Raw genomic sequence first — 12,068 nt, 5'->3', positions numbered from 1 at the left:
CACCACAACGGGGGTGGTTCTTGGGAACTGTCACCATACATGCTTTCAAAGCATGTACAAGGCCCTGCATCCCATATGATTACTGGTCAAAAGCCACTTTGCATACACACATTATGGCCGCTAACCCAGAAATGCCGTATGCCAAAGTGGGTCAACCTGCCGGCGAAGATTTCCAGCGGCCGTCCTTAGAGAGGTCCATCTCGGGAGCCGAATTTTTACGTTGGTGCTGGCTCAAAACCGAACTTGCCGTCTTTGCGCGCAGCCATGGACTCTCAACAACAGGTGGGAAGGAGCAACTGAGCGAGGCGTTGAGCGCTGCAACGGTTGTGCCAGAAGGTCAGCGCTGGCGCCAAATCCTGCGGGCCTGGTTCACGCGCACGTGGTTTGCTGAACACCCCGATGGCACCCGCAACGAACTGCAGAAAGCGTGGCAGCTGCACCGGTCACTGCCGGTGGATCAGAGACCGTGAGAGGCGATTGCGTCCATGGCGGCCGGGTACAGCAACCCTAGGCCGGGTACAGCACCACTTCGGCAGCTTTGACAACAAAGTAAACCTCGGTTCCCGGCGCCAAACCCAGATCAACCGTGGCGGCGGGTGAGATGTCCGCAGAGAGATTCCCGGCCCTGACCCGGATCAGGGCTCCCTGCGGTTCCAGCTCGTCCACGCGGACGCTAAAACAATTGCGTGGGCTTCCCTGCGGTGGTGTTAAAAATACGGAAACAGCCGACGGCGGGAAGGCGCCAATGCCTGCCTGGTGGGGCTGATCTGTGGGCGCTGGTGCCAAACCAGCGATAGGAACGCCCGTGACCTGGTTGCCATCGGAGGTGCAAAGACTGGAACCGCTCATGGTGCCGGGCAGGACATTGAGTCCCGCGAGGGAGGCAGCGAAGGAACTGCGTGGCCGTGCAAGAATAGCGGCTGTGGGGCCAGCTTCCACGATGCGTCCTGCGTCCATGATGATAATCCTGTCCGCGAGCATGAGCGCGTCCAAGACGCTGTGGGTGACGATGATGGCGCGACGTCCGCACAAAACACGTTTCAGCAGACTGCGCAGGAACGGAGCGTTATTCACGTCCAGGGCGGACATGGGCTCATCGAGCAGCAACAGTTGGGGATCTGTTGCCAAAGCACGGGCGAGTGCCACCCGCTGAGCCTGACCACCGGAAAGTTTCGTGGGTAGCCGCTTGGCCAGAACAGAGGCATCAACTTCAGCTAACCAGTGATGGGCAGCAGCACGGCTATCTGCTTTAGATTCTCCCCGGCTCCGCGGACCAAACGCCACGTTCTCAAGGACACTCAAGTGTGGAAAGAGCAACGATTCCTGTGCCAAAAGACCGATTCCGCGTTCATGCGGTGGACGCCATGTGGTGCCGGGGGAGATCCGGAACAGATCCTCCCCATTGAGGCTGGCCTGGCCAGAATCGGGTTTCAGCAGTCCGGCAAGGATCTGGATAATAGATGACTTCCCCGCGCCATTGGGCCCCATGATAGCGACGGTCTCTGTGGCTCCCACAGACAAGGAAATATCCAGATTTCGTAGGGCGAGGATGGCATTGAGCTCAAGAGTCATGGCGAAGACACCGGATGATCTGCCCTGCGGTGCCCAGATAGTGCCCGCAACGGGGCTTTTGGCGCTCGGTAGGTCAGGGCAACAACTATGACGGCGACGGCAATCAGCAGGAAAGACAGGGCCACGGCGGCATCCGGGTCGCTCTCACGCTGGAGATATATCTCCAAAGGAAGCGTCCGGGTGACACCCTGTAAGCTGCCCGCGAAAGTCAGTGTCGCACCGAACTCACCCAAGCTGCGTGCAAAGGAGAGCACGCCCCCGGAGATAAGACCAGGGAGAACCAGCGGCAGAGTGATTCGGCGCAACACTGTGGAAGGTCGTGCGCCTAGAGTGGCGGCTACAGCCTCATACTTCTGACCAGCCGTTCGCAGCGTGCCTTCCAAGCTAAGCACTAGAAATGGCAGAGCTACAAAAGTCTGCGCCATGACGACGGCAGTGGTGGAAAAGGCCACGTTAATGCCTACTATGTTCAGGGATTTGCCAATCAAACCCTGCCGGCCAAAGGTGTACAGCAGTGCCAACCCGCCCACTACCGGTGGCACCACTAGGGGTAACAAAATAAGTGCACGCAGGATTCGTTGGCCAACGAACTGAGCCCGGGCCAGGAGCAAAGCTAGCGGAACACCGAATGTAATGCACAAGGCAGTGCTGGCCGTGGCCGTTTTTAAGCTCAGGCCCAACGCTGCAAGTGATGATTCAGAGGTAATCAACGTCAGGAACTGGCCCCAATTTACCTGGGCCACCATGCCGATCAATGGCAACAAAATAAAGGCGGCACCAAGTGCGCCCACGAAATAAATCCATCGTGGAATAGCCCTGTACTCCCACACAGTCTGGCGTTTTGCTGACATGTTAGGGTGCGCCAAACCCTGCATCCCTGAGTACTTTTTGACCGTCGTCACTTGTAACAAGGGAAATAAAAGCCTGCGCTAGCTGCGCATTCTTGGAGTCTTTAACGGAGGCAATCGGGTAGTGATTGACAGTTTGCTTCGCTAGTTCCAGCGGGATACTGCGTACTTTATCGCCAGCTTTTTTCGCATCGGTGACGTAGACCAGCCCGGCATCAGCTTCTCCGGAAATGACTTTGCCCAGAACACTAGTCACTGAGAGTTCCTCACTCACTGGAGTCAGGGATAGCCCAGCGCTGGCGGCATCTGAGACCGTGGCACTTCCACACGGCACCTGTGGAGCACAAACCACAAGTTTCACGCCGGGCTTGCTGACATCAGAAAAACTGGAAATATTTGCCGGATTGTTCGGCGGAACTACTAGTGTCAGGACATTGCTGGCAAAATCGGTAGGGGATCCACCAGTGAGGCCAGCCTCGCTAAGTTTAGTCATATTGGCGGTATCGGCTGATGCAAAAACGTCGGCCGGAGCTCCTTGAATGATCTGTGTGACCAAGGTAGAGGAGCCATCAAAGCTGACAGAAACTTTTACGTGTGGGTGCGCGGACTCAAATTCCGAGGCCAACGTCGTGAAAGTAGTTTTCAAAGAAGCGGCAGCGTAAACGTTGAGTGATCCGGAGAGCTCGTTTGGGGTAACCTCCAAAGAGCTGGGGGCAGAACCGGTCCCGGAAGCTGTATCTGCCGGTGGTGCGCAAGCGCTAACTCCCAAAGTCAAGATGGCAACGGTAGCTCCGACCCACAAGCGGTAACCCCTGACGCGGTTAGCAGTGAATAGCCTCATGATTCGCTCCTGGTGTGTGGCACTTCGATGATGACGTTAGTGGATTTAACCACAGCGGTGGCCACGGAACCTGGCGCAAGGCCCAGGTCCCGAACGGCTTCACTGCTCATGAGTGAGACAACGCGGAACGGACCACACTGCAGGTCAACCTGTGCCATAACCGTGTCCATCACAATATTGGTCACCAGCCCCACAAAGCGGTTGCGGGCTGAACTGCCAATCCCAGTTGGATCCTGCGGCAGCTGGGCTTGCTTCTGGGCAAGGGCCGCCAACTCCACACCAGGAATAACCAGGCGACCTTGCCGGTCTTTACTGCCGTGCAGCGTGCCGTTATCCAACCAGCGGCGCACAGTGTCATCACTCACACCCAAAAATCTGGCGGCTTCAGAAACTCGAATAAGGGTCATAATGGTGACTATATCCGCATATGAGGCTATTCGTTGATTTACCTGATGCAAATGCTGAAACGATCGCCAATACATACGTGGTATTTGCAGCCGTGTTTATACGTGCCGGCAGACTCTACACCCATGGCGTACAACGCCAGCGTGGCAGTGTTAGTTCGGAGGAATTTTGGCGACTTTCAATGTGCGTCAATGCTGTGATGAGCCTAGGCTAGGGGAAACCGCCCTCAACGGCGGAGCGAATGAAAGGAACCAATTTTCATGACCGAGTCCAAAACCTCACCAGCGGCAGTTCCAGAGCTGACATTGAACAATGGCGTGACCATTCCGCAGCTTGGGTTTGGCGTTTTCCAGATTCCGCCCGAAGAAACGCGTGTGGCAGTTGGGCAGGCATTGGCTGCCGGCTACCGCCATATCGACACAGCAGCTGCATATGGCAATGAATCCGGGGTGGGTGCCGCCATTGCCGAATCGGGACTGGCGCGCGAAGAAATCTTCATCACCACCAAGCTCCGTAACGGGGATCAAGGCAGCCCGCGTGCTGCCTTCGAAGCCAGCCGCAAGGCCCTCGGCGTGGACTGGATTGATTTATACTTGATCCACTGGCCGGTGCCCTCACAGGGTTTGTTCACGCAAGCGTGGAAGGAAATGGAATCGCTCTACGCACAAGGGGTGATCCGCGCGATTGGTGTTTCAAATTTCCTGCCGGAGCACTTGGATGAGCTACTGGCTAACTCCACGGTAATCCCCGCGGTGAATCAAATTGAAGCGCACCCAACATTCCACCAGAGTGAACTGGCACAAAAGTGCAGGCACCTGGACATTGCTGTGGAAGCGTATAGTCCCCTTGGCCAAGGCAAGGACCTAGAGAACCCGGTGGTGAGCGAGCTAGCGGCCACATACGGTGCCACACCCGCCCAGGTTGTGCTTGCCTGGCATTTGGGACTGGGAAATATTGTGATTCCGAAAACTGTCACGCCAGAACGCATGAGCGAGAACTTGGCGGCCACCGGAATTCAACTCAGTGCCGAAGATCTAGGCCGGATTTCTGCTCTCGAGAGCGGTGAACGCATCGGTGCCGACCCTGCCGTGGCAGCGTTCACACAGATGTAAAAACAGAACAGATGTAAGAACGAACGGGTGCGCTGCCTTCAGTAAAGGCAGTGCACCCGTTCGTTGTGGATCTTCTCTTACAAGTTCTCGAATTCGTCTTCATCCACTGTGGATGGAGCGGTAATTGCTGATTGTGATGGAGCTCCGCCTGACTTCAGGGCCGCAAGCCGGGCCTCCACCTCAGTTTGTTCGCCTAAATCCTCCAAAGAGTTGAACTGGGCGTCCAGACTAGAAGCAGCGAGCTCGTTCTGTCCGCGCACCTTGGCTTCTTCGCGACGGATCTTTTCTTCGAAGCGGCTCACCTCGCTGGTGGAGTCCATGATGTCAATGCTCTTGAGCGCATCATGGACCTGGGTCTGGGCAGCGGCAGTCTTGGAACGGGCAATGAGCTCGTTGCGCTTGCTAGCGAGCTCATTGAGCTTGACGTCCATCTGCGCAAGTCCAGTCTTGAGCTTTTCCACAACATCATTCTGGGCGGCAATGTTGGGTTCAGCGGAGCGGGCTTCATTTTCTGCTGAGATCTGACGCTGCAGGGCAACTTTGGCCAAATTGTCAAACTTCTGCGCGTCGCTTGCGTCACCGGCGTTACGGAATTCATCTGCTTTTCGGCTGGCCGCAAGAGCTTTTGAGCCCCAGTCCGAAGCTGCCTTGATGTCCTCGTTGTAGTCGTCTTCAAGCATGCGCAGGTTGCCAATGGTCTGGGCAACCGCTGATTGAGCCTCGTTGATGTTGGCTTTGTAATCCCGCACCATCTGGTCAAGCATCTTCTGCGGGTCCTCGGCCTGGTCCAATAGCGCATTGATATTGGCCTTCGCCAGCTGCGCCATCCGACCGAAAATTGATTGCTTTGCCATTCTTTACCCCTTATGTTTGCTGGTTGTATCAAATGAAAACTCAATAGCTGCTACCAAGGTGGTCCTCGTCAGGCGAGTCTAGAGCACCTGTTCCGATTCTTCCCTTTAGGCACCTCTCAGTGCAATTTGCTGTGCAATGACCTGTGCAATGACCAGTGCAATGACTAGTGCAATCTCATGACCTGCACTCCATCCTTACCGTCGGGGGCGGGTTAGAAGTTTCCGCCGCTTCCGCCGAAGCCACCGCCACCGCCGCCACCTCCACCGAAGCCACCGCCGCCACCTCCGCCAAAGCCGCCCCCGCCGAAGCCGCCTCCACCCCCGCCGCCGGAGAGCAGGCCACCGATGATGCCACCGAGGATGGCACCGCCCATGCCGCCGCCCATGGAACCGCGGCCGCCACCCATAGGACCGCCTGTGCCCCCGAAGCTATCGACATCATCTTGTGCGTAATTGATGGCTTGCTGTGCCAACTGTTGTGCCTGCTGTGCATAGTTCAGGGCATTGCTCGGATCAGTTTCGGCAATGGAAACTGCGTAGTCAAAGTTCCGCTCGGCTTCAGATAAGCGGGTTCTGGCGGCCGATCGTACCCCGCCACGACGGGCTGCGATAAAGTCCTTTGCAGTGGAAATGGTGGCCTGCGCACCAGCAATAGCTTGTTGCAATGATGCCTGGGCCCGTAGTGCCTGCTGTTGTTGGTCACGAATGCCTGTCAGTAGTTCATCCAGCTGTCCATGCGCTTGTTGCACGGCAGCTAATTCAGCGACAGGATCAGGTTTCTTTGCTGCTGCACTCATACGCACGTCATCGAGCTGCGCTTCGGCGCCTTGGACGGTTGGTGCGTAGCGGGCAAACCGATCTGAGGCCACCATGGATTTTGCCTGCGCCAAGTCAGCCAACGCGTCCGGGAGGGCCGTTGTCAACGTTGTTGCAGCCTCGCCAATGGCACTTTCAGTCTTAGTAACGGCCTCCACCAGCACCGTGCACTGCAGCAGGCTCTCCTGCGCCGCCTTCACTGACAGGGCCGCTCCTGCGGTGTCAGAAGCCGCTAGCTTGGAGTCGGCATCAGCGGCCGCGGTCTCCACAAAGTCAAGGCGCTCCTTGGCCTCAGCCACATTCTCACGGACGGGTCTCAACGCAGCATCCGAGTATTGCGAAGTCAGTGTCAGTAGCTTGTGCTCAGTTTCAGCCACGGCATTTTGTGCCGTGGCAACTTGAGCGCGGATAGCGGCCAAGACTTCCGGGGCAGTGCGCTCCAGTTCACGCAACTCATCAAAGGCAGCCTTTTCGGCTTCGAGGGCGGCGTTGGCATCTTCACTTCGCTTAATGATTTCACCAAGCCACGTGCGTTGCTCTTCGATACTGTCAGGAATTTCATCATCTAGTTGTTGTTGGAGTTTGAAGGATTCGGAGAGATGTTTTTTGGCGTCATCCAGTGCGGCTTGGAAAGGCTTGATGGCTGCAATCCCGTACGACGCCTGGGCAAAACCAATCTCATGTTCACTGGTGTTGATGGCGTCATCAGCGGCGATCAACAATGATCCGGCCTTGGAGCGTAGCTCCGAAATGCTCATGCCGGCGTTGGGATCAAGCGGGGAACCGTCAGCTCCATAACCCTTGGCTGTGGCCTCTGCCGCAGATTTCTTGCGTTTGTTGCGCAAATACAGGGCTGTTCCGGCGCCACCGGCCACAATGACTCCACCAACACCCAGAGCGATGAAACCTCCCGTCGGGTCAGGAACGTTGCCTTTTCCGCCGCCCGCTGCATCGCCCAATGCGGCCGCAGCGTCGATAGCTGCCGCGGCCCAGTTGCCTTCGGCAAGCTGGGGTTTGATCACTTTGGTTTGGATATTTTGGTTTTTGCTATCCGGGATGACTGACTTATCAGCTAGAAGTGCGTATGCCTTGTCCTGGGTGGCAACCACCAGCAGTGCATCATTGGTACCCAAGTGTTTACTCTGGGCAACCTGGGTTCCCCAATCCACACCGCTGAGGCCATCAAAGGAGTCGACATAGACCACAAAGAACGTCAACCCGTGGTCTTTGCCCAACGTGTCGATGGCTGCTTGAACATCCGCCTTTTGGCCGCCAAGAACATTGGAGTTATCAACAATGTAGGTGCCCCCGGCAATGCTCACCGGTGGTTCCGCTTGTGCAAACCCGACCGGGCCCAGCATGAGGGCCATGAGGGCCAGCACGGCCAGAATGGGGGACAACAGCTTTATTTTTGCAAACATCGCTCACCTTTGATGTGGGGCCCTGGGGAGTTCGAGCTTAATACTCCAAACGATACTATGGCCCATGCTATTGCCAAGCTTGGAGGTAGGGTCCTGAATTTTGCATTCAGCGAACAACGCCACTAGCGCCAGGTGTAGGAGATAATGGAAGCTGAGGAACCTTCACAGCTGCCTTCCAGCCAACGTTCGTCAAGGCACCAGCCACAGCCGAGATGATGAAACTCAAGAAACAATTCATCACATGAGATTTCAATGAAGGGAAAGCTGATGTCACAGAACAACGGTGAAGACACCACCCCCAGCGAGGAACAGGCCAAGCACGCGGATCACGGTCTTGGCATGTCTGCTGCCCCGGACGCTCCCCAGACATCGCATGAGTCCCAAACGGCCACGCCTCCCCTCGGACCCGCAGCTCCTTACGGAGCCACTCCCGCATTGTCGAACCCTGCAGAGACGGCGCCGATCCCCAACGATTTTACCTACCAGCACCAGCCGTATGCTGGCCAACAGGGCCAACCCGGCTATCCCAGCTATTCGGAGCAGCCGCGATATCCCGGCCAAGCCAACCACCCTGAGCAGCCCACCCAGCATCAGCAACCCGGTGGACAGGCAGGACCGGGGTACCCGGCGTCGAACGCATACCCACACACCCTGGCCCCAGCCGTCACAGCCCATCCCAAAGAACGAAAAAAAGTTGGCATGGGAATGTTTGCCGGCGGAGTCCTGGCGGCAGCCCTGATCGGCGGTCTTGTGGGTGGCGGCTCGGTGCTCTTGGTGGACCAGCAGAACAACACCACCGTGGCTGGTTCGAGCCAGCAGAGTTCACCTTTGGTGATCAATAACCCCACATCGGTGAATGAAGTTTCCGCGGCAGCGGCTAAAGCGATGCCTTCAGTGGTAACCATTTCTGCCACGAGCGGTTCCTCGGGCGGCACAGGTTCGGGCATCATTTTGGACACGGAGGGTCATATCCTCACCAACACCCACGTTGTAACCCTTGACGGGGCAGCCGCGCACGCAACTATTGAAGTTCAAATGAGCGACAACAAAGTTTATCCGGCCACCATTGTGGGCACCGACCCGCTGTCTGATCTTGCCGTGGTGAAGATTGATGCACCGAACCTTGTGCCTGCCACGCTGGGCAAGTCGAGCAAGATCAACGTTGGTGACACAGTGATCGCTATCGGTTCTCCGCTGGGCTTGAACGGCACTGTTACCGACGGTATTGTTTCTACGCTGAACCGCACCATCCAGGTGGCCTCCTCGGCTGTGCCGAAAACACCCAGCGATACCTCTAAGGACCCCTCCGACGGCGGCAATGGGTTCCGGTTCTCCCCTCCAGGGGGTGGGCAGGAGCCCGCAGCAGGCCAAGGCACAGTGAATTTGAATGTGATTCAAACGGATGCGGCCATCAACCCGGGTAACTCCGGTGGGGCCTTAGTCAACGCGCAAGGCCAGGTTGTTGGTGTGAATGTGGCTATTGCCTCAACCTCTAGCTCATCAGGATCCAGCGGCCAAAGCGGCAACATTGGGGTGGGCTTTTCCATCCCGATTGATCATGCCCAGCGGGTTGCTCAGGACATAATCAAAACGGGCGCAGCCACTCACGGCCAGCTTGGAGTTTCGGTGGGCGGGACCTCCTCTACCGGAGCAAAGAGCGCGTTCTCTACCGGCGCCACAGTGGCGGATGTGACGGCCGGAAGCGCAGCCGCCAAGGCCGGGTTGAACAAGGGCGATGTCATTACTCAATTGGGTAACCGTGCCATCAGCGACCCAGCGGACCTGACGGCCGCTGTTCGCGAACAAGCCGGTGGGGCCACAGTGAAAATGGACTTCATCCGCAACGGCAAGGCGCAGTCAGTGGACATTACCCTTGACACAATGCCGGCTAGCTAAATGCCGGCCAGCTAACGGGCCCACCGGTACTAAAGGAGCCCTCTGCACAAGGCCTAACGCTGGGTCTTGTGCAGAGGGCTCCTTAGTTGCCACCTGCGGCTAAGCCTGCCGCAGAACCTTGGTCAACACCGGTGCGGACGCTGCCAGACTCAACCACACCAACCCAATGCCAGAGGCCAGCACGGCAGCGATGATCAGCAGCGACAAGGGTGCGATGATCGCGGCCATGCCCGTCAATGGAAACAACAGCACGGCCGCCAAGACTGCCGAGCCAACAGTGACAATTCGTACAGGGGAGAGCACCGCTCGTTTACGAGCCACGTCCATGACAGTTCGGGGCATGCCAAGCCGGTCAAGGCTGACATAGAGATCGGCCCTGTCCAAGATGGCTGCCGCCTGGTTTACCCCGGCACTGCAGGCAACCAGCAAGAATGAGGCCACTACGGTAATTAACACTCCTGTGCGCATGTCATTGACCAGGTTCAGATCTGATGCGTTGCCTTCGGTATTCGCGGAGCTGAGAAGAGCCACTACCGTGCCCGCCACCACTGCTATGAAACTTGCCATCGACAGCGAGCTGACCTGCCGCCACGCGGCTTTGGGGGACTCAAGAATGATTCGGGCCGCCAAAAGTCTTGCAGGGGTAGCTGCTTTACGCAGGCTCCATCCCGCCAGCCACCTGAGCACAATGGGACCCATCAGGTTCAGCAACGCCAACCCACCGGCAAAGCTGGCGCAGATGATCAGGACCATCACGGCAACCGATCCGCTGGCTGTCATGGTGGCCATCCCCATATACAGTACGACGGCGGCGCCGGCACCCAGAGCGAATCTCACCCAGTGCACTGTGGGCGCCTTCGCCCTGGTGCGTACCCCCAGCGGAGAAATAACAACTTGGCGTAAGCCGATGGCAGCGCTGATGGCGGCAAGCCCCACCAAAGCCGCTCCCGTGGAGAGAATCACAACGGGGCTCAGCCAGAGTTGAGCAAGACCAAGGCCCTGACCGTGGAAAGGGATGAGAGCAACAGCGGGCACAACAGCGACATAAACGATGACTCCGGCACAGATACCTAGTGTGGCCACTGCCGTGGATTCAACAAGGGCCATGGCACCGACCAGTGACGGCGTTCCGCCGAGCAGGCGCAAAGTTGAGAGCCGCTCATCGCGGCGCCGGGCCGACAGGCGTGCTGCTGACCCGCCCAGGGTTAACAGCGGCAACACCAAAAGGGCCAAAGCCACCAGCGCCAATATCTGGTAGATGCCGGCTGTGTCCGCGCTGTCGCCAACTGCAGGGAATGTGAAAAAGCTCAACGCCCCGGCCAGCACTATCAACGACAGCGCCGTGACAAGAGCAAAGGCCACTGCCGGCAGGGCTACCACAGCCTTGTTTCCAGGAGCGGGTCGGGAGAGCATCCACAGAATTGAGAACGTTGTACGGATCTTTTTCACGCCTGATTCGCTGCCAGCACAGGGGTTGGGTGAGATAACGGTGTGAGGGAGAGGACGCCGTCGCGCATAAACAAGGTGCGGGCACATCGCGAGGCAACGGTGGAATCGTGGGTGACAAGAATAAGTGTGTTGCCGCGGCCGGTCGTGGCGGTCAAAAGAGCTGACATGACATCCGCGGAGGTGTGGGAGTCAAGGGCGCCGGTGGGCTCGTCAGCAAAGACAACGCGTGCCCCTGTCACCTGTGCCCGGGCGATGGCAACACGCTGGGCTTGCCCGCCTGAGAGCTCGCCAATACGCCGGGTTTCCATGCCTGCCAGACCAAGCGCAGCCAGCCATCCGGCCGCCTGCGCTTCTGCCTCGCGGCGGGAGATCCCGTTGAGCATGAGCGCCAAAGCCACATTTTCAACGGCTGTCAGTTCGGGAATGAGCAGCCCTGATTGGAAAACGAAACCAAAGGCTTCCCGGCGCAGCTGTGAGCGTTCTCTCTCACTGAGTGCTGTGACGTTTGTTCCCGCGTAGGTCACGGTGCCGGCATCGGGGGTGGTGATGCCGGCAAGGGCGTGCAGAAGAGTCGTCTTGCCGGAACCTGAGGCACCCATGATGGCCACCGACTCGCCTAAAACAATGTCAAGGTCCACATTGTTCAAGGCGATCCCGCCGCCATAGCGTTTGGATAGTGAGCGTGCGCTCAGAATGGGTGAAGAAAGTGTTGAAGTCATGTTTTAAGTTTGCGCTTAGACGCTGGCTGCTGCATCGGGCCAGGGGTGGGAAGTGTTGGCGGCTTTCTCAACCCGAGGGAGGAGGCAGGACGCCTCGAAGCCAAGTGTTAAGGGCTACTGCGGGTGAAGAATTAT

General features: G+C 57.7%; 11 protein-coding genes. 3 read left to right on the top strand and 8 right to left on the bottom strand.

The annotated features are described in order from the left end of the window. The first annotated feature begins 113 nt into the window (after positions 1–113). Positions 114–470: an SAP domain-containing protein gene (locus QMG40_RS05030; protein WP_283528526.1), complete on the top strand. Its 357-nt coding sequence runs from the start codon at positions 114–116 to the stop codon at positions 468–470. Between the two features lie 37 nt (positions 471–507). Here the strand turns inward: QMG40_RS05030 and QMG40_RS05025 are convergent, their stop codons facing one another. The 4 genes from QMG40_RS05025 to QMG40_RS05010 are packed head-to-tail and all read right to left on the bottom strand — an operon-like array spanning position 508 to position 3,668. Beyond that, on the bottom strand, positions 508–1,572 hold the full coding sequence (locus QMG40_RS05025) for a sulfate/molybdate ABC transporter ATP-binding protein (protein ID WP_283528524.1): 1,065 nt from the start codon (positions 1,570–1,572) through the stop codon (positions 508–510). Beyond that, complete coding sequence (locus QMG40_RS05020; protein ID WP_283528522.1) at positions 1,569–2,423, bottom strand: ABC transporter permease; 855 nt, start codon at positions 2,421–2,423, stop codon at positions 1,569–1,571. Before QMG40_RS05020 ends, QMG40_RS05025 begins: the two co-directional genes overlap by 4 nt. 1 nt (position 2,424) lies before the next feature. Then, positions 2,425–3,261 (bottom strand): molybdate ABC transporter substrate-binding protein, encoded by an 837-nt coding sequence (modA, locus tag QMG40_RS05015; RefSeq protein WP_283528520.1) that lies wholly within the window; start codon positions 3,259–3,261, stop codon positions 2,425–2,427. Further along, positions 3,258–3,668, bottom strand: a complete 411-nt coding sequence (locus QMG40_RS05010; RefSeq protein WP_283528518.1) for a TOBE domain-containing protein — start codon at positions 3,666–3,668, stop codon at positions 3,258–3,260. The genes modA and QMG40_RS05010 overlap by 4 nt, the downstream gene beginning before the upstream one ends. Positions 3,669–3,926: 258 nt before the next feature. Between QMG40_RS05010 and QMG40_RS05005 the strand changes: the two genes are divergently transcribed. After that, on the top strand, positions 3,927–4,778 hold the full coding sequence (locus QMG40_RS05005; protein WP_283528516.1) for an aldo/keto reductase: 852 nt from the start codon (positions 3,927–3,929) through the stop codon (positions 4,776–4,778). A 77-nt stretch (positions 4,779–4,855) separates the two neighbouring features. Here the strand turns inward: QMG40_RS05005 and QMG40_RS05000 are convergent, their stop codons facing one another. Beyond that, positions 4,856–5,632, bottom strand: a complete 777-nt coding sequence (locus QMG40_RS05000; RefSeq protein WP_283528514.1) for a PspA/IM30 family protein — start codon at positions 5,630–5,632, stop codon at positions 4,856–4,858. A 212-nt stretch (positions 5,633–5,844) separates the two neighbouring features. Next, the gene (locus tag QMG40_RS04995) at positions 5,845–7,869 is read right to left on the bottom strand and encodes a TPM domain-containing protein (RefSeq protein WP_283528512.1); all 2,025 of its coding nucleotides are present in this window, start codon (positions 7,867–7,869) and stop codon (positions 5,845–5,847) included. A 267-nt stretch (positions 7,870–8,136) separates the two neighbouring features. Between QMG40_RS04995 and QMG40_RS04990 the strand changes: the two genes are divergently transcribed. After that, positions 8,137–9,765: a S1C family serine protease gene (locus QMG40_RS04990; RefSeq protein ID WP_283528510.1), complete on the top strand. Its 1,629-nt coding sequence runs from the start codon at positions 8,137–8,139 to the stop codon at positions 9,763–9,765. A gap of 99 nt (positions 9,766–9,864) precedes the next feature. On the opposite strand, the gene QMG40_RS04985 is transcribed toward QMG40_RS04990, so the two are convergent. Both QMG40_RS04985 and QMG40_RS04980 read right to left on the bottom strand, forming a co-directional pair. Beyond that, a complete protein-coding gene (locus tag QMG40_RS04985; RefSeq protein WP_283528508.1) occupies positions 9,865–11,214 on the bottom strand; it encodes an ABC transporter permease family protein in 1,350 nt (449 codons plus the stop codon). Then, positions 11,211–11,933 (bottom strand): ABC transporter ATP-binding protein, encoded by a 723-nt coding sequence (locus QMG40_RS04980; protein WP_283528505.1) that lies wholly within the window; start codon positions 11,931–11,933, stop codon positions 11,211–11,213. Before QMG40_RS04980 ends, QMG40_RS04985 begins: the two co-directional genes overlap by 4 nt. Positions 11,934–12,068 lie beyond the last annotated feature (135 nt).

It is taken from the genome of Arthrobacter antibioticus (assembly GCF_030063205.1).
Lineage (GTDB): Bacteria > Actinomycetota > Actinomycetes > Actinomycetales > Micrococcaceae > Specibacter.
Note: the sequence above shows the minus strand (reverse complement) of the source record. Positions and strands in the feature narration are given on the sequence as shown.

What these genes read in the sequence shown, in the direction of transcription:
- QMG40_RS04995 (WP_283528512.1), bottom strand. Translation starts at nt 7,869, where the DNA reads ATGTTTGCAAAAATAAAGCTGTTGTCCCCCATTCTGGCCGTGCTGGCC.
- QMG40_RS04990 (WP_283528510.1), top strand. Translation starts at nt 8,137, where the DNA reads ATGTCACAGAACAACGGTGAAGACACCACCCCCAGCGAGGAACAGGCC.
- QMG40_RS05025 (WP_283528524.1), bottom strand. Translation starts at nt 1,572, where the DNA reads ATGACTCTTGAGCTCAATGCCATCCTCGCCCTACGAAATCTGGATATT.
- QMG40_RS04980 (WP_283528505.1), bottom strand. Translation starts at nt 11,933, where the DNA reads ATGACTTCAACACTTTCTTCACCCATTCTGAGCGCACGCTCACTATCC.
- QMG40_RS05030 (WP_283528526.1), top strand. Translation starts at nt 114, where the DNA reads ATGGCCGCTAACCCAGAAATGCCGTATGCCAAAGTGGGTCAACCTGCC.
- QMG40_RS05010 (WP_283528518.1), bottom strand. Translation starts at nt 3,668, where the DNA reads ATGACCCTTATTCGAGTTTCTGAAGCCGCCAGATTTTTGGGTGTGAGT.
- QMG40_RS05000 (WP_283528514.1), bottom strand. Translation starts at nt 5,632, where the DNA reads ATGGCAAAGCAATCAATTTTCGGTCGGATGGCGCAGCTGGCGAAGGCC.
- modA (WP_283528520.1), bottom strand. Translation starts at nt 3,261, where the DNA reads ATGAGGCTATTCACTGCTAACCGCGTCAGGGGTTACCGCTTGTGGGTC.
- QMG40_RS05005 (WP_283528516.1), top strand. Translation starts at nt 3,927, where the DNA reads ATGACCGAGTCCAAAACCTCACCAGCGGCAGTTCCAGAGCTGACATTG.
- QMG40_RS05020 (WP_283528522.1), bottom strand. Translation starts at nt 2,423, where the DNA reads ATGTCAGCAAAACGCCAGACTGTGTGGGAGTACAGGGCTATTCCACGA.